Genomic DNA, 22,531 nt, shown 5'->3' on the forward strand with positions numbered 1-22,531 from the left:
CGCTGCTGCCAGGTGAGCGGCGATTGATGTTGGGTGCCGCATGCACCACTCCCACACCAATCCTCTGCGAGACGACCAAACCCGCCTGACGACGGGCCACGACGTTGCATGGGCCGCTCTCAGTTGGCCGGTTCGGTGGACGCTGGCGTGTCCTTTGGCGGCGCCGGCTGCACCGGTTCGGCTGGCGCTGCGGGTGCAGTGGCCGGCTTGGCCTTGCCTGCCGGTTCGGCCGATGTGGGCTTGTCCGTAGTCGCCGGGCGCGCTGCGGCGGGCTTGGGCTCGGCACCGGTCTTGGCTGGCTTGGCCTTCTGCGCGGCCTGCGCCTTGGCTTTGCGTGCAGCCTGCGCCTTGGCGACGGAGCCGGGTTGCTTGAGTTCGGCCAGGGCTTCGGCGATCGGGCCGTCGCCCGGCAGCACGTCGCCGGCGCTGTAGCCCTCTTCGCCTTCGTCGTCGCCGCGCAGGTGGCCCGGCAAGGTGGCTTCGCTGTAGTCGGTCAGGCTGGCCGGCACATCGGCATCGCCGGGCTGCGGTTCGGGGGTGAGCAGTACGTCCGGCACGATGCCGCTGGCCTGGATCGACTTGCCGCTGGGGGTGTAATAGCGCGCGGTGGTGAGCTTGACCGAGTCGCCGTTATCCAGCGGCAGCACGGTCTGCACCGAGCCCTTGCCGAAGGTGCGACTGCCGATGATGCGTGCGCGCTTGTTATCGCGCAGCGCGCCGGCCAGCACTTCCGACGCACTGGCCGAACCGGCATCCACCAGCACCACGACCGGTGCGCCGCTCAGCAGATCGCCCGGAGTGGCGTCGAACTTGGCATCGCTGATCGAGATGCGCCCGCGCGTGCTGACGATATTGCCCTTGTCCAGCAGATCGTCGGCCACCTGCACCGCCGAGGTCAGCAGACCGCCGGGGTTGCTGCGCAGGTCCAGCACCAGCCCGCGCAACTTGCCGCCGGCCTGCAGCTGCTTGAGGTTCTTCTGGAAATCGGCACCGGTGTCGGCCTGGAAGGTGCTGATGCGGATGTAGCCGTAGCCCGGCTCCAGCAGCTTGCTGCGCACGCTGGCCACGCGGATGGTTTCGCGCTGAAGGGTCACATCGAACGGCTTGGGCGTCTTGTCGCGCATGATGGTCAACACGACCTTGCTGCCGGATTCGCCGCGCAGCGGCTCCATCGCCTTGCTGGCATCGATCGGCTTGCCGTCGATGGCCACGATCACATCGCCGGCGCGGATGCCGGCGCGCGCGGCCGGGGTGTCGTCGATCGGCGCGATCACCTTGAGGGTGTTGTCCTGCTGCTGCAGCAATTCCACGCCGATGCCGTCGTAGGCGCCGGTGGCCTGTTCGTCGAAGGCTTCGGCATCTTCCTTGTCGAAATAGGTGCTGTGCGGGTCCAGGTCCGAGAGCAGGCCGCGCACGGCGGAGTGCATCAGCTTCTTGTCTTCGACCGGGTCGACGTAGGCCTGCTTGACCGCGTTGTAGACCGCCACGAAACGGCGGATCTCATCCAGCGGCACCTTGGAAACAGCGGCTTCATTGGCTTCCGGATCGTCCGCGCTGGCCTGGGCGGCGGCGGGGCCGGCCTTCTGCGCCCAACCAGGCGACGCGAACAGGGCCAGCGACAGGGCAACGGACAGGACGGCTACGCGCATGAAGCACTCCGACAAAGAGATAAGGCGCCCCGCAGCGCGGAGCTGACCGGATTATGCGCGAAGCAGCGGTAAATCCGCGTTGAATCGCGGGCGGTGCGCGGCGCTCAGCGGCGTTGCAGCCAGCTCGATGGATCCACCGGCTGCCCGTTGCGTCGCAATTCGAAGTACAGCGCCGGCACGCCCTGCCCGCCCGAACTGCCGACCTTGGCGACCGCGTCGCCACGTTTGATCGATGCGCCGGCATCGCGCAGCAAGGTGTCGTTATGCGCGTACAGGCTCATGTAGCCGTTGCCGTGGTCCACGATCAGGATCATGCCGTAGCCGGTCATCCAGTCGGAAAACACCACCGTGCCATCGGCCACTGCGGTCACGGTGGTGCCCTTGGGCGCGCCGATCAGCACGCCCTTGCTGGTGTGGCCATCGGGCAAGGTGGCGTTGAAGCGCGCCAGCAGATTGCCCGCCACTGGCCAGCTGAGCCCACCGACCTTGGGGGCCGGTGCGTTGGCGACCACCTTGGGCGGGGTCTTGCCGGGGCGATCGGAACGCTCGGTTTTGCTGCGTTTGGCCTGCGCGGCGGCTTCGGCGGCAGCGCGTTTTGCGGCAGCGCGCCGTTCGGCTTCGGCCTTGGCGGCCGCTGCGCGCAGATTGGCGAGCAGTTGTTCCAGCGCCTTGGCGTCCTGGCCGATTGCCTTTTCGCGTTCGGCGCGCTGCTTGTAGCGATCGTCCAGCTGCGCGACGGTGGCCGCCTGTTGCGAGCGGTCCTTCTGCAGCGTGGCCGCCTGCGCCTTCTGCTGCGCGCGTGCGGCATCCAGCGCCTGGCGCCGGGTGGCGATGTCCTGTTCCACTTTCGCCAGGGTATCCAGTTGCGTGGTCAGGGCGTGGATGCGTTGCGCACGTGCGTTTTGCACATAGCGGTGATCGGCCAGCATGCGCGTGGCATCGCCCACCGTGTCCTGCGACAGCAGCACCTTCAACGGTGCGTTGCGGCCCACCTGATCGGCAGCGCGCAACAATGCCGCCAGCTGCGTGCGCTGGCTCTGCAGGCCGCGCTGCAACTGCGCGCGTTCCTGCTGCAGGGTGGACAGATGCTGTTCCTGCGCGCGCATCGCCGCTTCGGTTTCGCTCAAGGCGCGTGCGGTCTTGGCCACTTTCTCGTCGGCCTGGCGTAGCTGTTGCGCAGCAGTGCCGCGTTTGCCTTCCAGTTCGCGCCGATCGGCGCTGATGGTCTTGAGCTCATCGCGTAGCTGCTGCAGTTTGCGCTCGGTCTCGCGCTGGCTCTGCGCGCTTGCGCCCACGCTGCCCAGCAACGTGCAGGCCAGCACACCCGCCGCCAGCCACATCCGCCCACGGCCGGTGGCGGGAGCGAGCGGCAGGCGCGGCAGCGGTGCGGACGAAGGGGGCAACGAAAGATCCAGTGACTTCAGGCAGGTGCGCGATTGTAGCCAAGCATGATGTGATCGCCGCCACGCCCCAGACTACCGCCGCCGCGCGAGGTTCAGCATGAAGCCCCAAATTCTCCTCCTGGCACTGTCCCTGGTCTGCACGAGCGCCTGGGCCGAGGAGGACGTCAGCAAGGTCAACGGCAAGATCAGCGCAGATGCCGGCAAGACCTACGGCGCCCTGGAAACGGTCAACGGCTCCATCGAGATCGGTGCCGGTGCGCAAACCAAGAACGTGGAAACCGTCAATGGCGGCATCCGCATCGGCGACAACGCGCGAACCGGTGGCGTGGAAACGGTCAACGGCTCGATCACGCTGGGCCAGAAAGTCACCGTGTCCGGCGGGCTGGAGACGGTCAACGGCAGCATCCTGGCCGAGCGTGGCAGCCAGATCAGCGGCGGCGTGGAAACGGTCAATGGCAGCATCGGGCTGGTGGGAACCGAGCTCGGCAAGGGCATCGAGACGGTCAACGGCGACATCACTGTCGGGGTGGGGTCGCATGTGCGCGGCGGCATCGAAGTGAGCAAGCCGAGCTTCGGTTTTTCGTTCCAGCCCTCGCGCAAGCCGCGCGTGGTGATCGGCCCGGATGCGGTGGTCGATGGGCCGTTGCACTTCGAGCGCGAGGTCAACCTGTACGTGCACCGCAGCGCCAAGATCGGCGCGGTGAGCGGCGCCACCGCGCGCAGCTTCGACAGCGACGTCGCACCGAAGGACTGACCAACGCAGCGCGCACCTGCCGGTGCGTGCGCCGGATCCAGGGCGCCCGCTCCAGGCGCCCTGCCCGGCCCGCCATGCAACCGCAGTACACGCAGCCGCGCGCTCACCCCGCCGTCCGACGCACGCTCTAAGATCGGGATTCCGCCGCACGAGGAGTTCCGATGCCCCGCAAGATCCTGTTGTGCCTGGCCGCGACGCTGGCCCTGGCCGGCTGCAAACGCGAACCCGCCGCTGCGCCCGGTGCGCCTGCCGCGCAGACGCCGACCGAGAGCGCGCCCACCGCGCCGGTCAGCCGCCACACCTTCTCCCCGGAAATGACCACGGGCGACTTCGCCGAACTGGTCAAGACACTGGCGTCGGACGACTTCGAAGGCCGCGGCCCGGGGACGCCGGGCGAAGAAAAGACCGTGACCTACATCCGCGACCAGATGCAGCGCATCGGGCTGCAGCCGGGCAATGGCGACAGCTGGTTCCAGGAAGTGCCGATGGTGGAAACCACCGCCGATGCATCCACCGCGCCCAGCCTGCGCAGCGGCGAGCAGACCCGCACCCTCGCCTTCGGCACCGACATCGTGGTCGGCACGCGCACCGGCCAGGCCGAGGTCAAGCTGGACAACAGCGAGCTGGTGTTCGTCGGATATGGCGTGGACGCACCCGAGCAGCAGTGGAACGACTATGCCGGCCAGGAGTGGAAGGGCAAGACGGTAGTGATGTTCGTCAACGACCCGGGCTTCCACACCGACGATGCCAAGTTGTTCGATGGCAAGCGCATGACCTACTACGGGCGCTGGACCTACAAGTTCGAAGAAGCCGCACGCAAGGGCGCGGCTGCGGCGTTGATCGTGCACGACACGCCCGGCGCCAGCTACGGCTGGGACGTAGTGAAAAATTCCTGGTCCGGCCCGCAATACGACTTGCCGGCCAAGGACGACCCCGACCCGCGCCTGCCGGTGCAGGGCTGGATCAGCGCCGAAACCGCCAAGCAATTGTTCGCCAACGCCGGGTTGGACCTGGCGCAGGCCTACAAGGACGCCAGCAAGCGCGGCTTCAAGCCGGTGCCGTTGAAGGCCAGCTGGTCGGTCGATCTCAAGAGCACCATCGCGGCCAAGACCTCGCGTAATGTGGTCGGCGTGCTGCCGGGCACCAGCCACGCCGACGAGGCGGTGCTGTACATGGCGCACTGGGACCACCTGGGCAAGCATCCGGGCGAACGCGGCGACAACATCTACAACGGCGCGGTGGACAACGCCACCGGCGTGGCCGGCATCCTGGAAATCGCCGATGCATTCGCGCACCAGGATCCCAAGCCGGCGCGCTCGGTGGTGTTCCTGGCGGTCACGCTGGAAGAATCGGGCCTGCTCGGTTCCAAGTATTACGTGGCCAACCCGAGCTTCCCGCTGGACAAGATCGCGGCGGTGATCAATCTGGATGCGATGTCGGTGGCCGGGCGCGCACGCGATGTCACCGTGGTGGGCATGGGCAGCTCGGAGCTGGAGGACATCCTCAAGCCGATCGCCGCCATGCAGGGGCGCACCCTGCACGCAGAAGCCACCCCGCAAAGCGGCTCGTACTTCCGCTCGGATCACTTCAACTTCGCCAAGGCCGGCGTGCCGGCGTTGTATGCCGATGGCGGCGAAGACCTGCGCGAGGGCGGCACTGCCGCCGGACGTGCCGCGGCCGAGGACTACGGACGCCATCGTTATCACGCCCCGGGCGACAAATACGACGCCGCCACCTGGAAGCTCGATGGCACCATCGAAGACCTGCAGGTGGTCTATGGCGTGGGCAAGGAGGTCGCTGCCGGCGAACGTTGGCCCAACTGGTACCCCGGCAACCCGTTCAAGGCCGCGCGCGATCGCATGATGGCCGGCAAGCCTGGCGCGAGCGCGGCGAGCGCGCAGCCGGCCGACGCTGACAGCGCGGCCACGCAGACGCACAAGGCCCAATCTCCACGCTGAGGCCGCCGCGCCGTCATTGCCGCACGGTGTGGCACGACTGCATCAGCGGCCTGCCTTGCGCGACCATCGCTGGAAACCAATCTGTTACGCAAAAGGCCTCCCACCGGAGGCCTTTTGCATTGTTGCCTCATATGAGGCATCTGGCGATCAGCCACGCCACATCGCGCAGCTGCGATCTTGCGCGATCAGGGGCTTGCTGCACTGACCTTACATCTCAGCCCATGGATGGGACGCATGGCCATGGGGCAAGCGCGCATGCTCTGCGACGCTCGATCTACCCTACCCGCCTGCAGACGAACGAGACGTGCGCCACTCAGTCGTTCTCCACGCTCACCACGTGACCGTCTTCCGGATCCACGTGCAGTTCGACCTTCTGCCCGTTGCGCTTGGCATCGGCCTTCCACAGGCCATCCTTGAACTTGAGGTCGTGCACATCGGCATAGCCGCCGGTGGAGAGCGATGCGCGCACGTCGGCTTCGCTGAGCTTGGAGGTGGTCTGGTCGCCATAGACGCGGCCGGTCACCGGATCGATGTGCACGTCCACGTCCTTGCCGTCGCCGCTACGCGCGTCTGCCGTCCAGACGCCATGCTCGAACTTGACGTCGTGCACCTTGGTGTAGCCCTTTGCGGTGAGCATGCTGGTGACCTCACCGGAGGTGAGCGCCTTGGCCGGCTTGTCGGCCGCCTGTGCTAACGCACCCTGCGACAGCAAGGCAAGGGCGCCGATCAGTGCGGTCTTCATCAATCGCTGTGTCATGGGAATGCTCCTGCAGTGAAGTGCGCTCATGCTGGAGGGCGGCCTATCGCCATCAGGTGAAAAACGGGCAAGCGGCCGCAACGAAAGTTCAGTTAGCTGAAACGCCGAGGTGCTTGCTCACCTGCGATGCACGCGATGTTTACATCGACGCGGATGTCGCGGCTGAGCACGCATCGTGTGTTATCCACGATCGCAATCGCAGCAACGTGCGTGTGCTTCTCACCTTGCCAACGCCGTGTGCCCGCGCGCTGCGTGCGCTGGAAAAGCCGCCTTGCGGCGGCTTTGCTTGGCATCAGCGTGTCGTGCGTGCAGCGGATGTGCTTGTTGCCGAGGTCGATGCAGCGGAGCTGCGCGCTGCGGCAGTCGCAACCGGCGCACGCGTGGCGAGTGCGGCCTGTGGCGAGAGGATCGCCATCTGCGGCTTGTCGGTACCGTCCTTGTTGGGGTGCACGTTGTACGCGTAGCTGAGGTTCCACCACGAACCGGCCGCCCACCAGGTCCAGCCCAGCCACACGTCTGCATTGGTTTCCATGTGCGCCAACATGCCTTGCAGCGCCTGGTTGCACACCGCATTGTTGGCGGTGCCGAATTCGCCCAGAAAGCCGCGCTTGCGGTTGGTGCGCAGCCACTGCGTGAAGTTGCGCAGGCGCTCGGCGCCGATGGTGCTGCTGACACAGGTGCTGCTGGTGCCGCTGGAATCGGCATCCAGATACTGGTGCACTTCGAAGGCGTAGCGATTGAGCGGGTCGTAGATGGCGGTCAGCGCGGTGGCGTTGGAATAGCCATCGCTCGTGGGGGAATACCAACTGTGCGCGCCGGTCCACAATGCGCCGGGCACCAGAATCAGGTTATTGGCACCGGTCCTGCGGATGGCATCGATGGCGGCCTGCGCTGCGCCGGCCCATTCGCTGGCCGAAATATTGTTGGGCTCATTCATCAGCCCGAACATCACCGCGTTGTCGCTGTTGAACGCCAGCGCCAGACGACGCCAGAGATCGGTAAACGTGGCCACCGGTACTTCCGGGCCGCCGATCTTGTAGCCGTAATACTTGGCGTAGTTGTGGATATCGATGAGCAGATACATACCGGCTGCCTTGGCGCGTGCCACCGCCTGCTGCAGCAACGCGAGCTGTGCCGGGTCCAGTTCGCCGTTCGCGCTGGGCTGCAGCCGCTCCCACAGGATCGGCAGGCGGATGGTATTCATGCCGACACCGGCGAAATAGGTGTAATCGTTGGTCGCGGGGTACATATAGTCCTTGTTGAGGACTCCGGGCTTCTTGGAAGATGCGTACTCGGCACCTGACAGATTGACGCCGGCATAAGTGAGCGCGCGCGTCTGCGCGTGGGCCAGCGACAGGCTCCCGAACACGATGAAAAGCAGCGTAGAGCGCAGTAGCGCGCGCAACGAAAAGCAGACAGCAGACATGACACAACTCCTCAGACGGGGGGCGATGCAGGTAAGTGCATGCGCGTTACGCGCGATGCACTGCATCGGTCTGAGTCAATGCATCAGCCGTGCCCAATTGCTGCCGGTGGCCAGTTCAGCGCCAATATGCGAACTGCATCGCAGTCACACTCTGCAAGGCGCGTTGTCGAGATTGATAGGCCGCACAAAAGCGCGAGATATGGGCCGGTATTTGCGCAAGTGCGGCGTGGGTTCGTCCGTGCTGTCGACTTTGCGTCGTATGGAAGCGCCTGCCGTCAGTGGCATGACGTCATGTCCATGACGCCATGCCGCATTGAAGTGCCACCGAGGTTGCAGGCATAGGCTGCCTCGATCTTTCCGCGAAAAGACCAGGAAAAGTGGCCAATCGCGGCAATGCTCAGCCCGGTAGAAAGCGCGCTCGCTACCGGATGGAAGAGCGACGTGTGATGACGATTGCCTGCGGCGCCCGCACGTGCCTGCACTGGCGCTGTCGTTGCGAACAGCAGCGAAAGCACCTGCGCGCGGGCGTCAGGCGGGCGCCGCAGGCGTTTGCGTGGACACATCTACGGTGTGGTTTGCGTGCCATCCGCGCCCAGCTGACGACTATTTGCTAGGCGCGTTGGTCGCGCTTAATCGGTAATCCGGCGCGCACGTGGGCCCAATATCGACATCTGCGGCTTGTCGCGCCCCTGCGCATCCGGTTGCACGTTGAACGGATACGCCCTGCTCCACCACGCGCCTGCCGCCCACCAGGACCAGCCCATCCACACATCGCTGTTGGATTCCATGTAGCCCAGCATGCCGTTGAGCGCGAGATTGCAGGTGGCCGTGTTGCCGGTACCGAATTCGGCAAGAAACCCGCGTTTTTTGTTCAGGCGCAGCCATTCGGTGAAGCTACGCAGGCGCTCGACCCCGATCGTGGCACTGACGCACCCGCCGCTGGTGCCGCTGGAATCGGCATCCAGATATTGATGCGCTTCGATGGCATACCGATTGAGCGGGTCGCGAATGGATGCCATCGCCACTGCATTGGATTGCCCGGCCACTGTGGAGTACCAGCTATGCGCGCCTGTCCATAACGCACCCGGCACCAGAATCAGATTGTTTGCACCGGTTTTACGAATGGTGTCGATCGACGCCTGCGCGGCTCTTGCCCACGCTTGCGGATCGATGTCGTAAGGCTCGTTCATCAGCCCGAAGATCACGGCGTTGTCGCTCTTGAAGGCGATCGCCAGCCGTCGCCATAGATCGTTGAAGGTGCTGATCGGCACTTTCGTGCTGCCGATGGTGTGGCCGTAATACTTGGCGTAGTTGTGCACATCCACGATCACGTACATGTTGGCCGCCTTGGCGTTGGCGACCGCCTGCCGGATCAACGCCAGCTGCGCCGGATCCAGCTCGCCGCCCGCTTTTGGCTGCAGCCGTTCCCACAGGATCGGCAGGCGAACCGTGTTCATGTGCTTGCCGGCGAAGTAGGCGTATTCGTCGGCCGCCGGATAGTGATAATCGATGTTGAGCACGCCGGGTTTTTGCGAGGATTTGATCTCGGCGCCGGATAGATTGATGCCTGCATACTTCAGGCCGGAAGTGCTTTGCGCCTGCGCGAGCGGCATGAGGGCAAGCAATAGCAAAGACAGCGCGCGGCAACGCGGCCGGCGCGTACGCGTGGTGAGGGATTTCATGGGGGAACTCCTGAGACTTCTGCGTGCGAAAGACCTGTGCAAGGACGGCGCGCTGATGCGGGTATGAGCTCGTTCGATGTAAGACAGCAACGCGTCCATCACCAGACTAGGCGTATACGCCCGCACAAACCACGGTTGAGAGGGATCAATCGGCCAAGCTGTGCAGTGACCCGCAGTTCTTGTGTTAGAGCGCGCACGCATGGCGCGAACGTACCGCACCGTTTGCACACGCTTCGAACAGTGGCGCGCATCGCCTGCGCGATGGCGTGCTGTACATCGCGGGCGAATGCAGCTGCATTCGTGCAATGCCTTTGCGCTGCAGCGCCTATCTGTCCATCACGATGGGTTGCCTGATTGGCGATGCTGTCGCCGGGCAATGCCAGCCACAGCGGCAGACAGTGCGCAGGTTTAGTGCGGACGTCGACGCGATAGCGCGGATTGGATGAGATCGCTCGCGCGTCGTCCATGCATCGTGGCGCGCAGGCGTCGCATCAGGGCGTCGCCGAGACGGCAGCCTCGCACTGCAAGTTGCACCAGCGCATGGACGATATGGCCAGCGCTCGATACCGGGCTGTTGCATGCGATCGAACAGCGCACATCGGCAACACGCAGCGCGTGAGCTGGCGCGCGATTGCCTCTGCCTTCTGCTGCCCGCAGCGAGCCAGCGGCGGTCTGCCCTTCTCCGAAGCAGGCGGCCCCACGCGCTGCGGCAACGACAAAAAAGTGGCCGCAACACCGGTTGCGACCACCTCTGGCTGCGCCGCTGCTTACCTGCCGGCGCGGCGTGCGTACTTGCTCAGGATCGCCATCTGCGGCTTGTCGCTGCCGTCCTTGCCCGGTTGCACGTTGAAGGGATAGTCCGGCTTCCACCAGGCGCCCGCCGCCCACCAGGTCCAGCCCAGCCACACGTCGCTGTTCTTTTCCATGTAGGTCAGCATGCCTTCCAGCGCCTTGTCGCAGACCGGATTGTTGGCCGTGGCGAATTCGCCCAGAAAACCCTTCTGCTTGTTCTCGCGCAACCACGAAGTGAAGCCCTGCAGCTTTTCTTGGCCTACCGAGTCGCTGGTGCACACCGGCTTGGTGCCGCTGTAGTCCTTGTCCAGGTACTGATGCGCTTCGAAGGCCAGGTTGTTGCCCGGGTCCTTGAGGATTTCCAGCGCCTTTGCGTTGGAGACGCCGTAGCTGGTGCTGCGCCAGCTGTGTGCGCCGGTGTAGGCGGTGCCCGGCACCAGGATCAGGTTCTTCGCGCCGGTCTTGCGGATCGCGTTGATCGCCCCCTGCGCGGCATTGGCCCAGTCGGGTGCGGAAATGCCATTGGGCTCGTTCATCAGCCCGAAGATCACCGCCTTGTCGTCCTTGAACTCCAGCGCCAGCCGGCGCCACAGATCGGCCAACGCGCCGGCCGGCACATCGCTGGTGCCGATGCGCTTGCCGTTGTACGTGGCGTAGTTGTGCAGATCCAGGATCAGGTATTGCTTGTTGGCCTTGGCTGCTTCAAGCGACTTCTTGATCAAGCCCAATTGGGCCTGGTCCAGCTGACCATTGAGCTCGGGCTGCACGCGTTCCCACAGAAACGGCAGGCGGATCGTATTCATGCCTTTGCCGGCGAAATAGCTGAAATCCGAGGCGGCAGGGTAGGTGTAATCCTTGAACAAGGTGCCGGGCTTCTTGCGCGAGTTGAACTCGGCGCCGGACAGATTGACGCCGACATACTTCAGGCCGGCGGTGTCCTTCTTCGGGCCGGGCGGCTCCTTGGCCTGGACCAGTGGGGTGGCGGCGAGCAAGGTCAACGCGAGCGCGGCGATGCGCAAGCGGGGAAAGTGCGGGGGAGTGCGGAACATGGGAGTCTCCTTCGGCATCGACGTGGGCGGCCGCGGGGGAGGGCACGGCCAGCGCAGATGGTGCAGCGCCATCTGCTGCTGCGTGAGTCTGGGAGCTCGCACGTTAGTGCGCCATTCACGCGCATGGCGCGGATTTGACCGCGTGCGAACACGCGCAAGGCGCATCATGCCGCTGCGCTCGCGTTCGCAAGAGACCAGGTAAGACGCACTGTCGCAGGAGTGCGACATCCGCGCGTTTTAAGCTACCGACCCTTTCTTCCCGTTGTTGGCGCGCCTTGCCGACGACGCAACACCCCCCCGGAGTTTTCCCATGAGCACAGCCCACGCCTACGCTGCCCAGGCCGCCGATCAACCACTTGCCCCGTTCGTGTTCGAACGCCGCGCGCCCGGCCCCAACGACGTGCAGATCGACATCGCCTACTGCGGCGTGTGTCACTCGGACCTGCATACCGCACGCAACGAATGGCACAACACGCTTTACCCCTCGGTGCCCGGCCACGAGATCGTCGGCCGCGTGACCGCCGTCGGCAATGCGGTCACCGGTTTCAAGGTCGGCGACCTGGCCGGTGTCGGTTGCATGGTCGACAGCTGCCGCAGCTGCGCCTCCTGCCAGGAAGGCGAAGAACAGTATTGCGAGCAGGGATTCACCGGCACCTATAACGGCCCGATGTTCGGTGGCGGCGAGAACACCTACGGCGGCTATTCCGACCATATCGTGGTCGACCAGAAATACGTGCTGCGCATCACCCACAGCGACAACCTGGCCGCGGTGGCACCGTTGCTGTGCGCCGGCATCACCACCTATTCGCCGCTGGCACACTGGAAGGTGGGTCCGGGCCAGAAGGTGGGCGTGGTCGGCCTGGGCGGCCTGGGCCACATGGCGGTGAAGATCGCCAAGGCGATGGGCGCCACCGTGGTGCTGTTCACCACCTCCGAGAGCAAGCGCGCCGATGCGATGCGCCTGGGCGCCAGCGAAGTGGTGATCTCCAAGGACGAAGCGCAGATGGCCGCGCAGTACAACACCCTGGACTTCATCCTCAACACCGTGGCCGCGCCGCACAACCTGGACCCGTTCCTCAACGCGCTCAAGCGCGACGGCGCCATGGTGCTGGTGGGCGTGCCCGAGCAGTCGCACCCGTCGCCGGCGGTGTTCAACCTGGTGATGAAGCGCCGCACCCTGGCCGGCTCGCTGATTGGCGGCATCCGCCAGACCCAGGAAATGCTGGATTTCTGCGCCAAGCACAACATCGTCTCGGACATCGAAACCATCCGCGCCGACCAGATCAACGAGGCCTACGAGCGCATGCTCAAGAGCGACGTGAAGTACCGCTTCGTGATCGATATGGCCACGCTGGATAAGGCGGCCTGAGTAGTTGTTACGTCACGCTGTAATGTTGCCGTCTGCGTCGCTGTCGATGCGGACGGTAATACACCTCGCTACTCTGCTGGCGAGCTAATCAACGATGTGGATAGAGGGTTCCTTTGTGCATAGAACGTTGATGCACTCAGAGTGGTCAGCGATGAAAAACTCCATAACTTCGCCGTAGAATCCTGTTGGAATATACGACTCAAGTACTTCATCGTGCTGGCTCCAACCGCCAAAGAGAACCTGTGAGACGGTTGCTCCCTCTATCTCATCAAATGATTCCATATTGCAGCGCCAGAATTCAGAGAAATCGCGTTCGTCCAGTATCTTTACGCCGACCACATCGCTAAAAATGATTTGGACAGTCCTATTAGAGGCATGGGCGGTCAAGTGTACGACGCAGCAGTTTTTTTCATAAACGATTTTCGAAACTGATGTGTACTCAGGTAAAACTGAGCTAGGCAGGCTCCGCAAGGTTAATTTCTTCATGTCTACGTCTAATCGACCCGAGTCTCGGTTTGGCTTGTAGTGATTCTCGTTGAAGCCGAACGTGTAGAACCCGGCAAAACAAGACGTTGATTTCGCAAAACCAGCAATAATCGCCTGAATAGTGATCGGGCTGTTGAGTGATTCCGAAACGAGTTCCTTCAGATGAATCGATGCAAAGTGCCGTGCACTTCTCCCTCACCAGGCTGCCACACGCTTCGACGGAGAGAAGCGTACGGGCAGCGCAAGGTTATGTGACATGCCCAAGCTAAGAGCGCAGCTTGCCTGTACCCTCGGGCATCATTGAGTTCGTTGATCTTTAGATGTCGAATGCGAGGCGCAACGTCCAGCTCAGGTATTGCTAGTTCTATCTCACGTAGCTCTTGAGGCGCGACTTCGGGGTCTCTGTAGGAAAGATTCTTCGCCTTGCTGAGCTAGGCGCGATCCATATGCTCCTCATCACCCTCATGCCGCAGCCGGCTCCTTGACCTGCGCGTTCACCCCCAGCAGCTGCACGATGCTTCCCGCCGCATCGCGGCCTTCGGCCACTGCGGTGACCACCAGGTCCGCACCGCGCACGCAGTCGCCGCCGGCGAACAGGCGCGGGTTGCTGGTCTGGTAGGGCAGGCGGCCGTTGCCGTCGGCCGGGGCGACGATGCGGCCGTTGCTGCCGGCTTCCACGCCTTGCGAGGCCAACCAATCGGGCAGGGTGGGCGAGAAGCCGAAGGCGATGATCACCACGTCCGCTTCCAGCAGCGATTCGCTGCCTTCCACCGGCACGGCGTTACGGCGGCCGCTGGCGTCGGGCTCACCTAATCTGGTTTCCACCACGGTCACGCCGATGGCTTCGTCGTCGGCGCCGGATTCGATCGACAGCGGCTGGCGGTTGAACAAAAAGCGCACGCCTTCTTCGCGCGCGTTGGCCACCTCGCGCGCCGAGCCGGGCATGCTGGCTTCGTCGCGGCGGTAGGCGCAGGTGACCTTGGCCGCGCCCAGGCGAATGGCGCTGCGCACGCAGTCCATGCCGGTATCGCCGCCGCCCAGCACCACCACGCGCTTGCCGGCGAGGTCGGGCAGGGCGAGCTGGTCTTCCCAGCCGGCGATCGGCCGGCCGTGCGGGTCGTTGCCGCTGACGATGCGGCTGTTCTGCACCAGGAACGGCAGCGCCGGCAGCACGTTCTTCAGGTCTTGCCCGGGCAGGCCGCCGTCGGTGTAGCGATACGCGCCGGTCCCTAAGAACACCGCATCGTATTCGCCCAGCAACTGCTCGATGCTGACGTCCTTACCGATCTCCACGCCCAGGCGGAACTGCACGCCCATGCCTTCGAGGATCTCGCGGCGCTTGCCGATCACCGACTTGTCCAGCTTGAAGCTGGGGATGCCGAACTGCAGCAGCCCGCCGATCTGCTCATAGCGGTCGTAGACCACCGCCTCGATGCCGGCACGCGCCAGCCGGTCCGCACACGCCAGCCCAGCCGGGCCGGCGCCGATCACCGCCACGCGGTGGCCGGTCGGCTGCACGTTGCCCAGATCCGGGCGCCAGCCCATCTTGAAGGCGGTGTCGACGATGTATTTCTCCACCGCACCGATGGTGACCGCGCCGAATTCCTCCAGCGTGCAGCTGCCTTCGCACAGGCGGTCCTGCGGGCACACGCGCCCGCACACTTCCGGCAGCGGGTTGGTGGAATGGCACAGCGCGGCGGCTTCCTCGATGCGGTTTTCCTGCACCAGCTGCAGCCACTGCGGGATGGCGTTGTGTACCGGGCATTTCCAGCTGCAATACGGGTTACCGCAGTCCAGGCAACGGCCGGCCTGGTATTGCGCATCGGCCTTGTCGAACTTGCCGTACAACTCGCCCCAGTCGCCGGAGGTGCGCAGTTCCACCGGAATGCGCGTGGGCATGGTCCGGGGCAGGTCGAGGAATTGGAAGGCTTGCTTGCGGCTCATAGGGGCTGGGATTCGGGAGTTGGGATTGGGGATTCGCAACAGCGGGCGACATGGGTCTGACGCAGTGCGAATCTCGAACAGCAATCGACGCGTGAGAGCAGGGAGTGGAGATTCGGACATCGGGATTTGCCAAGGCGACGACAGGTCGCATGGCTTGAGCGAATCCCCAATCCCGAATCCCCAATCCCGTCACTCAGGCCGCCCGCCTGAGTGACTCCGTCAGCGACTCGATGCTGGCGGCCTTGGGTTTGACCAGCCAGAACTTGCCGATGTAGTCGCGGAACTCGTCCAGGATCTGCTGCGCCCAGATGCTGCCGGTCAGCTCGCGGTGGCGGCTGATCAGCGTATGCAGATGCTGGCGATGGTTCTCGAAGCCTTCGGCCGAGACGCGGTGGATGTCGATGAGCTCGTGGTTGTAGCGGTCCACGAAGTCGCGTTCGATATCCAGCACGTAGGCCAGGCCACCGGTGAAGCCGGCGCCGAAGTTCAGGCCCACCTTGCCCAGCACCAGCACGATGCCATCGGTCATGTATTCGCAGCAGTGGTCGCCGGCGCCTTCCACCACCGCCAGCGCGCCGGAGTTGCGCACCGCAAAGCGCTCGCCCGCCCGCCCGGCCGCGAACAGCTCGCCGCCAGTGGCGCCGTACAGGCAGGTGTTGCCGACGATCGGCGTGTTGCGTGCCTCGAAGCGCGCGCCGCGCGGCGGACGCACCACCAATCGCCCGCCGGCCATGCCCTTGCCGACGTAGTCGTTGGCTTCGCCTTCCAGCTCCAGCTGCAGGCCACCGGCGTTGAACGCGCCGAAGCTCTGCCCGGCGGTGCCGCGGAAGCGCAGGTTCAAGGGCGCATCGCTCATGCCGTGGTTGCCGTGCGCGCGCGCGATGGCGCCGGACAGGCGTGCGCCGATCGAGCGGTCGGTGTTGTGGATCAGGAAGCGATGGTCGCCACCGCGCTTGTTGGCGATTGCATCGGCGAGCAGGCCATCCATCTGCGTGGCCAGGCTGTCCGGCGATTCGTACAGGCGCTGGGCGGCGCAGTGGCTGCCGTCGTAGCGGGCATGCGTGAGCAGGCGCGAGAGGTCGACCTTGACGCCGGGGCGCGGCGAAACCTCCAGCTGTTCCAGCAGGTCGGTGCGGCCGACGATCTCGTCCAGCGAGCGCACACCCAGGTACGACAGCCACTGGCGCACTTCTTCGGCCAGCAGGCGGAAAAAGTGCTCCACCCGCTCCGGCAGGCCGGTGAAGTAGCCGGCGCGCAGGCGCTCGTCCTGGGTGGCCACGCCGGTGGCGCAGTTGTTGAGGTGGCAGATGCGCAGGTACTTGCAGCCCAGCACGATCATCGGCGCGGTGCCGAAGCCGAAGCTGTCGGCGCCGAGCAGCGCGGCCTTGACCACGTCCAGGCCAGTCTTCAGGCCGCCATCGGTCTGCAGGATGGTGCGCTCGCGCAGATCGTTGGCCACCAGCGCCTGGTGCGACTCGGCCACGCCCAGTTCCCACGGCACGCCGGCATAGCGGATCGAACTGACCGGGCTGGCACCGGTGCCGCCGTCATGGCCGGACACGGTGATCAGGTCGGCGCCGGCCTTGACCACGCCGGCGGCAATCGTGCCGACGCCGGCATGCGCCACCAGCTTCACCGAGACCAGCGCGGTCGGGTTGACCTGCTTGAGGTCGTAGATCAGCTGCGCCAGGTCTTCGATGGAATAGATGTCGTGATGCGGCGGCGGGCTGATCAGGCCGATGCCGGGCTTGGCGTAGCGCAGCCGGGCGATCAGTTCGTTGACCTTGTGGCCGGGCAGCTGGCCGCCCTCGCCGGGCTTGGCGCCCTGGGCGACCTTGATCTGCAGCACCTCGGCATTGACCAGGTATTCCGGGGTCACGCCGAAGCGGCCGGAGGCCACCTGCTTGATCTTGGAGCGCTTCTCGGTGCCGTAGCGGGCCGGATCTTCGCCGCCTTCGCCGGAGTTGCTGCGCCCGCCCAGGCGGTTCATCGCAATGGCCAGCGCTTCGTGCGCCTCGGGCGACAACGCGCCCAGGCTGATGGCGGCGCTGTCGAAGCGCCGCAGCACATCTTCGGCCGGGGCCACCTGATCCAGTGGCGTCGGGGTGTCGGCACGCTTGAGCTGCACCAGGTCGCGCAGCGTGGAGGCCGGGCGCGCATGCACCGCGTCCACGTACTTCTGCCAGTCGCCGGCATCGCCGGTGCGGGTGGCACGCTGCAGCGTCATGACCACGTCGGGGTTGTACATGTGGTACTCGCCGCCGTGCACGTACTTCAGCAGCCCGCCCACTTCCGGCTTGAGCTGGTCGTTCCAGGCGCGCACGGTCAGCTCGCGCGCCTCGGTGTCCAGCCGTGCCAGATCCACGCCGCCGATACGCGCCGGGGTGTCGGCAAAGCACAGGTCCACCACGTCCGGGTCCAGCCCGACGATCTCGAACAGCTGCGCACCGCGATAGCTGGCGATGGTGCAGATGCCCATCTTGGAGATGATCTTGGACAGGCCCTTGTAGATGCCTTTGCGATAGCGGCGGCCGATCTGCGACTGCTCGCCACCCTTGCTCAGCTGCAGGATGCCGCGCCGACCCAGGTCGAACAGCGTCTGGTAAGCCAGGTACGGATACACCGCGGTGGCGCCGACGCCGAGCAGGCAGGCCATGTGGTGCGGGTCGCGCGCGGTGCCGGTCTCGATGATCAGGTTGACGTCGCAGCGCAGGCCCACCTTGCACAGGTGGTGATGCACCGCGCCGGTGGCCAGCAGCGCATGCGCCATCGGCCGGTCCGGCACCGGGTAACGGTCGGACAGCAGCAGCATCACCGCGCCGTCGCGCGCGGCGGCTTCCACCTCCTGGCAGATGCGCTCCAGCCCGGCCTTGAGGCCTTCTTCCAGGCTGTAGGACAGGTCGATCAGGCGGTTGCGCTCGACGTACTGCTCCATCTTCAGCAGCTGGCGCAGCTTGCGCTGGCTGAGCACCGGCGAGTTGAGGATGACGTGGTTCACCGTCTCCGCACCGGCATGGAAGATATTGGTCTCCCTGCCGAGCTGGGTGGTGAGCGACATCGCGATGCCTTCGCGCAGCGGGTCGATCGGCGGGTTGGTGACCTGCGCGAACGCCTGGCGGAAGTAGTCGTACAGTGGCCGGGTCTGGCGGCTGAGCACCGCCATCGGGGTGTCGTCGCCCATCGAGCCGGTGGCTTCCTGCTCGGTCTCGGCCAGCGGGCGCAGCACCTGTTCCACTTCCTCGGTGCTGAGCTGGAACAGCTTGTGATAGCTGCGCAGGGTCTGCTCGCTGAAGGGTTCTTCCACCAGCGAGGGGTCGATCAACTCGGTCTGCAGGTAGGTCACGCCCTGCTGCAGCCATTGCTTGTACGGGGCGCGCGCGCGGTTGATGCGGTCGATGGCATCGGAATCGAGCAGGTCGCCGCGCTTGAGGTCGATGGCCATCATCTCGCCCGGGCCCAGCTTGCCCTTGCGGGTGATGCGCTCGGCCGGCAATTCCCACACGCCGGCTTCGGAAGCGACCAGGAAGTGGCGGTCGGAGGTCAGCATCCAGCGCGCCGGGCGCAGGCCGTTGCGGTCGAGCATGCAGGCCGCGTAGCGGCTGTCGCAGGCCACGATGCCGGCCGGGCCGTCCCAGGGTTCGGTGTTGAGGCCGTAGAACTCGTAGAACGCGGCCAGGTCGGCGTCCTTGAACTCCAGCGACTGGGTCGCCGGCGGCACCAGGATGCGCAGCGCCTGCAGCAGGTCCATGCCACCGGCGATCAGCAGCTCCAGCATGTTGTCCAGGCTCTGCGAATCGGAGCCGTGCATGGAGATCACCGGATCGAATTCGGCAATGTCGAAGCGCGGGGTCTGCCACACCTTGCTGCGCGCCTGCGCCCAGCGCCGGTTGCCTTCGATGGTGTTGATTTCCCCGTTGTGCGCGAGCAGCCGGAACGGGTGCGCCAACGGCCAGCGCGGCAGCGTGTTGGTGGAAAAACGCTGGTGAAAGACAATTGCGCTGGAGGACAGGTCGCTGCGCTGCAGGTCCGGGTAGAACGTGCTCAGCTTGTCCGGCAGCACCATGCCCTTGTAGCTGATGCCGTTGGGCGAGAGGGTGGTGACGTAGAAGTCCGGCACGCCCTGCAGCTGCTGCTCGGCGCGACGGCGTGCCAGGAACAGCGCCAGGGTAAAGCCGTCTTCGGTCTGCTCCGCACCGGCATCGACGAATACCTGCTCGATGCGCGGCAAGGTGTCGCGCGCCAGCTGGCCGCACACGCTGTCGTCGGTGGGCACCACGCGCCAGCCGCGCAGCTGCACGCCGGCGGCCTGCAGCTGCGCTTCCAGTTCGGCGCGACATCGCGCGGCCTCACTTTCGTCCAGCGGCAGGAACACCACACCGGCCGCGTAGCGCGTGCCCAGGGGGATGCCGGCATCGCGCGCGAGCCCGCGCAGGAATGCATCGGGTTTGCGAATCAGCAGGCCGCAGCCATCGCCGGTGAGCCCGTCGGCGGCGACACCGCCGCGGTGGGTCATGCGCGAGAGCGCCGCAATCGCGGTATCCACCAGCGCGCGGGAGGGTTGGTCGTCCAACTGGGCGACCATGCCAAAACCACACGCGTCGCGCTCGTCGCGCACGCTGTTGTAGAGACCGTAGTCGTTGAGCCCTTGGCGAGTGCGGGGGGCCATGTCTGCCTCTTTGCGATCTTAGGAGAGCGGCGACGACGTCGCAGCGCTCGATCCGTGGAGCGTTCGAAGAGGTCACCGGATGATCGACTAGACCACAGTTGATGCGGTGCCGCAATACACCGTTACAGCTGCAACGAGAACCGCTGCAACCCCTTGTGCCAGCAGGCTTGGCGCCGGTCTTGCGACAGGCGCCAAGGCCGTCTCAGCCGCAGCGCACCGAGGTGATCACGTTCTTGGCGTCCACTTCCAGATTGAGCCGTTCGCCATTGAATTCCATGGTGGTCATCTGGCCGGGTTTGAGCACACGCACCGACTTGGCGCCGGCATCGCTGCGTGCCTGTTCGCCCACCGCATCGGTCAACGGCTGGCCCACCAGCGATTGCACCTGGGTGGCATCGCAAGTGCCGATCGGCGGCGCTTCCGGCGCTGCATCCGGTGCGGGCGCAGCGGCTTGTTCGGCCGCGTGCTGGGCCTTGGCGGTGACGGCTTCCTGCTCATCGGGTTGCGGTTTGTTGCAGGCAGTCAATGCAGCCAGCATCACCAGGGTGCAGGTCAGGCGAGCAACAGGTAGAACAGCGCGCATCGATCACTCCAGCAAAGGGGGATGCCCAAGCATAAGCACAAAGTCACGCGACGGGCATGGCTTGCGCACACGGCGTTGTCGTAGCGTTGACGCAGCCTAGTCTTGCTGCGGCCAACAATCGCGGCCAGTCCCTCGACCTGTGCGCAATGAAAGCCAAACGTGTTGTTCGCAATGCCGCAGTCGCCGTCAGTACCGCCGGCAAGCTCGCGGCGGTCGCCACCGGCGCCGCCGTCGCCACGGCCGCTGTGGCAAGCGCAGCCGCTGTGGCGCAGGCCAAGGCGACCGCGCGTGCGGCCGGGCTGACCTATGTCAACGACCAACAGCCCGGCATCAGTCGCCGCAAGGCCGGCAAGAGCTTCAGTTACCGCGATGCCGACGGGCAACGCATCGCCGATGCCGACACCTTGCAGCGCATCCGTTCGCTGGCGATTCCGCCGGCCTATACCGATGTGTGGATCTGCGCCAAGCCCAATGGCCACCTGCAGGCGACCGGGCGCGATGCGCGGCGGCGCAAGCAATACCGCTATCACGCCGACTGGGCGCAGGTCCGCGGCGAAGGCAAGTTCGAACGCGTGATCGCCTTCGGTACTGCGCTGCCCAAGTTGCGGCGGCGGTTGCGTCGCGATCTGGTGCTGCCGGGATTCCCACGCGAAAAGGTGCTGGCGATCGTGGTGGCGTTGCTGGCCGACACCCTGGTACGCGTCGGCAATGCCGAATACGCGCGCAGCAATCGCTCGTACGGGCTGACCACGCTGCGCAACCGGCACATGGAATTTCTGAAGGGCGGACGCGCGCGGCTGAAATTCCGTGGCAAGAGCGGCCAGGACCACGATATCGAAGTGGACGACAAGCAACTGGTCAAACTGATCCGGCAATGCCAGCAGCTGCCGGGGCAGTCGCTGTTCCAGTACCGCGACGACGATGGCCAATTGCAGCCGGTGGATTCGGGGCAGGTCAACGACTATCTGCGCGAGGCCATGGGCGAAGACTTCACCGCCAAGGATTTCCGCACCTGGGGCGGCACATTGGCCGCGCTGCAACGCCTGGCCCGGCTGCCGCTGCCGGAGCGCAGCAGCGAACGTGCGCTCAAGCAAGTGCAGAACGATGTCATCCGCGAAGTGGCCGATGCCTTGGGCAACACGCCCTCGGTGTGTCGCAAGGCCTACATCGACCCATGCGTCTTCGAAGGCTGGCGTGCGGGCCAGCTGCAGGCCATGGCAACCGGTGTGCGTGGCGAGCGCCAGTGGGAAGCGGCCACGCTGAAGTTTTTGAGCGCTTCGCGCAGCAGGCTCAAGACGCAGTCGACGTCTGCGGCAAGGCGCAAGTCGGCCTAAGCGCCCGAGGCTGACACCCACGGCATTCGCCACAGCCAGGGTGTCGGCGTGTGCGGGCATCACGTACCGCGCGCACGCCGGTTCCTGCGCGTCGCTCATGTCCGCCTGGCGACGATCAGCGACGCGGTGTCAACCATTCCAGGTGGCGCCTCGGGACGCAGACAGCAGCGAGTGCCGTACCGAATCCCGAATCCCGAATCCTGAATCCTGAATCCTCAACCGCAATAGATGGCCGTGATGCTGTTGTTCGGGCCGGTTTCGATGGTGAGCTGATCGCCGCCGCTTTCGCTGGCGCCCTGGGCCGGGTCGGCCAGGCCGCTGGCGGTGGTGCCGCCGGTCGCGCGCTCGCCGCGGCGCACGATGACGCGCTGGCTGTCGCTATCCACGCGTGCACGTTCGATGGTCTGCGCGGCCGCCGCCAGACCCACCGCACCACGCACCTTGTCGCTATGGCACTGGCCGGAGATGGCGCCGTCGATGGGCTGCACCTGCGCCACCTGGTTGGAGGCACAGGCCGACAACAACGCAGCGGCAGCGAGTGGGGCGAGGATACGGATCATCGGGAAGCTCCAGGGCAAGAATGCCGCAAGCGTGAAGGTGGCGTTGTCGGGATGGCATGAAGATGCTGCGCGGCACCGTGTCAGAGACGGGCCTCACCCGTGTCTGCCGGTGATCGTCA

15 protein-coding genes and 1 pseudogene are annotated in these 22,531 nt (G+C 65.3%); 4 read left to right on the forward strand and 12 right to left on the reverse strand.

Translation table 11 applies throughout. The features are described 5' to 3' along the window. Nucleotides 1-119 precede the first annotated feature (119 nt). Nucleotides 120-1,649 (reverse strand): S41 family peptidase, encoded by a 1,530-nt coding sequence (locus tag HLH45_RS04910; RefSeq protein WP_008572939.1) that lies wholly within the window; start codon nt 1,647-1,649, stop codon nt 120-122. 104 nt (nt 1,650-1,753) lie between these two features. After that, a complete protein-coding gene (locus HLH45_RS04915) occupies nt 1,754-3,052 on the reverse strand; it encodes a murein hydrolase activator EnvC family protein (protein ID WP_170808603.1) in 1,299 nt (432 codons plus the stop codon). Between the two features lie 97 nt (nt 3,053-3,149). Between HLH45_RS04915 and HLH45_RS04920 the strand changes: the two genes are divergently transcribed. Both HLH45_RS04920 and HLH45_RS04925 read left to right on the forward strand, forming a co-directional pair. Next, entirely contained in the window at nt 3,150-3,806 is a 657-nt protein-coding gene (locus HLH45_RS04920) for a DUF4097 family beta strand repeat-containing protein (protein ID WP_008572935.1), read from the forward strand. Between the two features lie 161 nt (nt 3,807-3,967). Continuing rightward, the gene (locus HLH45_RS04925; protein WP_008572933.1) at nt 3,968-5,764 is read left to right on the forward strand and encodes a M28 family metallopeptidase; all 1,797 of its coding nucleotides are present in this window, start codon (nt 3,968-3,970) and stop codon (nt 5,762-5,764) included. A gap of 313 nt (nt 5,765-6,077) precedes the next feature. Here the strand turns inward: HLH45_RS04925 and HLH45_RS04930 are convergent, their stop codons facing one another. The 5 genes and pseudogenes from HLH45_RS04930 to HLH45_RS04945 form a co-directional block, all read right to left on the reverse strand. Further along, nucleotides 6,078-6,521, reverse strand: a complete 444-nt coding sequence (locus tag HLH45_RS04930; protein ID WP_011345787.1) for a PepSY domain-containing protein — start codon at nt 6,519-6,521, stop codon at nt 6,078-6,080. A gap of 292 nt (nt 6,522-6,813) precedes the next feature. Beyond that, nucleotides 6,814-7,947 carry a glycoside hydrolase family 5 protein gene (locus tag HLH45_RS04935; RefSeq protein WP_008572930.1) on the reverse strand — a complete coding sequence of 378 codons (1,134 nt, stop codon included), beginning with the start codon at nt 7,945-7,947 and terminating at the stop codon, nt 6,814-6,816. 629 nt (nt 7,948-8,576) lie between these two features. Continuing rightward, on the reverse strand, nt 8,577-9,629 hold the full coding sequence (locus HLH45_RS04940) for a glycoside hydrolase family 5 protein (RefSeq protein ID WP_014088879.1): 1,053 nt from the start codon (nt 9,627-9,629) through the stop codon (nt 8,577-8,579). A 132-nt stretch (nt 9,630-9,761) separates the two neighbouring features. Next, nucleotides 9,762-10,163 (reverse strand): annotated as a pseudogene (locus HLH45_RS22065) (hypothetical protein); the annotation flags it as partial. A 233-nt stretch (nt 10,164-10,396) separates the two neighbouring features. Then, nucleotides 10,397-11,470, reverse strand: coding sequence for a glycoside hydrolase family 5 protein (locus tag HLH45_RS04945; protein WP_033478677.1), 1,074 nt, complete (start codon nt 11,468-11,470; stop codon nt 10,397-10,399). 310 nt (nt 11,471-11,780) lie between these two features. Between HLH45_RS04945 and HLH45_RS04950 the strand changes: the two genes are divergently transcribed. Beyond that, entirely contained in the window at nt 11,781-12,839 is a 1,059-nt protein-coding gene (locus HLH45_RS04950; RefSeq protein WP_008572924.1) for an NAD(P)-dependent alcohol dehydrogenase, read from the forward strand. A gap of 84 nt (nt 12,840-12,923) precedes the next feature. Here HLH45_RS04950 and HLH45_RS04955 read toward each other — a convergent pair whose 3' ends face one another. From HLH45_RS04955 to HLH45_RS04970, 4 genes are all read right to left on the reverse strand, one after another. After that, nucleotides 12,924-13,325 carry a hypothetical protein gene (locus tag HLH45_RS04955; RefSeq protein ID WP_126952716.1) on the reverse strand — a complete coding sequence of 134 codons (402 nt, stop codon included), beginning with the start codon at nt 13,323-13,325 and terminating at the stop codon, nt 12,924-12,926. 462 nt (nt 13,326-13,787) lie between these two features. Beyond that, nucleotides 13,788-15,269, reverse strand: coding sequence for a glutamate synthase small subunit GltD family protein (locus HLH45_RS04960; protein ID WP_008572920.1), 1,482 nt, complete (start codon nt 15,267-15,269; stop codon nt 13,788-13,790). Between the two features lie 193 nt (nt 15,270-15,462). Next, nucleotides 15,463-19,935 (reverse strand): glutamate synthase large subunit, encoded by a 4,473-nt coding sequence (gltB, locus tag HLH45_RS04965; RefSeq protein WP_008572918.1) that lies wholly within the window; start codon nt 19,933-19,935, stop codon nt 15,463-15,465. A gap of 202 nt (nt 19,936-20,137) precedes the next feature. Continuing rightward, on the reverse strand, nt 20,138-20,518 hold the full coding sequence (locus tag HLH45_RS04970; RefSeq protein WP_011345797.1) for an I78 family peptidase inhibitor: 381 nt from the start codon (nt 20,516-20,518) through the stop codon (nt 20,138-20,140). A 56-nt stretch (nt 20,519-20,574) separates the two neighbouring features. On the opposite strand from HLH45_RS04970, the gene HLH45_RS04975 reads away from it, so the two are divergent. Then, nucleotides 20,575-21,852, forward strand: coding sequence for a DNA topoisomerase IB (locus HLH45_RS04975; protein ID WP_014088883.1), 1,278 nt, complete (start codon nt 20,575-20,577; stop codon nt 21,850-21,852). 215 nt (nt 21,853-22,067) lie between these two features. On the opposite strand, the gene HLH45_RS04980 is transcribed toward HLH45_RS04975, so the two are convergent. Continuing rightward, nucleotides 22,068-22,412 (reverse strand): hypothetical protein, encoded by a 345-nt coding sequence (locus tag HLH45_RS04980; protein ID WP_008572913.1) that lies wholly within the window; start codon nt 22,410-22,412, stop codon nt 22,068-22,070. Nucleotides 22,413-22,531 lie beyond the last annotated feature (119 nt).

Source organism: Xanthomonas euvesicatoria (genome assembly GCF_013112235.1).
Classification (GTDB): Bacteria; Pseudomonadota; Gammaproteobacteria; order Xanthomonadales; family Xanthomonadaceae; genus Xanthomonas; species Xanthomonas euvesicatoria.

What these genes read in the sequence shown, in the direction of transcription:
- HLH45_RS04910 (WP_008572939.1), bottom strand. Translation starts at nt 1,649, where the DNA reads ATGCGCGTAGCCGTCCTGTCCGTTGCCCTGTCGCTGGCCCTGTTCGCG.
- HLH45_RS04920 (WP_008572935.1), top strand. Translation starts at nt 3,150, where the DNA reads ATGAAGCCCCAAATTCTCCTCCTGGCACTGTCCCTGGTCTGCACGAGC.
- HLH45_RS04925 (WP_008572933.1), top strand. Translation starts at nt 3,968, where the DNA reads ATGCCCCGCAAGATCCTGTTGTGCCTGGCCGCGACGCTGGCCCTGGCC.
- HLH45_RS04930 (WP_011345787.1), bottom strand. Translation starts at nt 6,521, where the DNA reads ATGACACAGCGATTGATGAAGACCGCACTGATCGGCGCCCTTGCCTTG.
- HLH45_RS04935 (WP_008572930.1), bottom strand. Translation starts at nt 7,947, where the DNA reads ATGTCTGCTGTCTGCTTTTCGTTGCGCGCGCTACTGCGCTCTACGCTG.
- HLH45_RS04940 (WP_014088879.1), bottom strand. Translation starts at nt 9,629, where the DNA reads ATGAAATCCCTCACCACGCGTACGCGCCGGCCGCGTTGCCGCGCGCTG.
- HLH45_RS04945 (WP_033478677.1), bottom strand. Translation starts at nt 11,470, where the DNA reads ATGTTCCGCACTCCCCCGCACTTTCCCCGCTTGCGCATCGCCGCGCTC.
- HLH45_RS04950 (WP_008572924.1), top strand. Translation starts at nt 11,781, where the DNA reads ATGAGCACAGCCCACGCCTACGCTGCCCAGGCCGCCGATCAACCACTT.
- HLH45_RS04955 (WP_126952716.1), bottom strand. Translation starts at nt 13,325, where the DNA reads ATGAAGAAATTAACCTTGCGGAGCCTGCCTAGCTCAGTTTTACCTGAG.
- HLH45_RS04960 (WP_008572920.1), bottom strand. Translation starts at nt 15,269, where the DNA reads ATGAGCCGCAAGCAAGCCTTCCAATTCCTCGACCTGCCCCGGACCATG.
- gltB (WP_008572918.1), bottom strand. Translation starts at nt 19,935, where the DNA reads ATGGCCCCCCGCACTCGCCAAGGGCTCAACGACTACGGTCTCTACAAC.
- HLH45_RS04970 (WP_011345797.1), bottom strand. Translation starts at nt 20,518, where the DNA reads ATGCGCGCTGTTCTACCTGTTGCTCGCCTGACCTGCACCCTGGTGATG.
- HLH45_RS04975 (WP_014088883.1), top strand. Translation starts at nt 20,575, where the DNA reads ATGGCTTGCGCACACGGCGTTGTCGTAGCGTTGACGCAGCCTAGTCTT.
- HLH45_RS04980 (WP_008572913.1), bottom strand. Translation starts at nt 22,412, where the DNA reads ATGATCCGTATCCTCGCCCCACTCGCTGCCGCTGCGTTGTTGTCGGCC.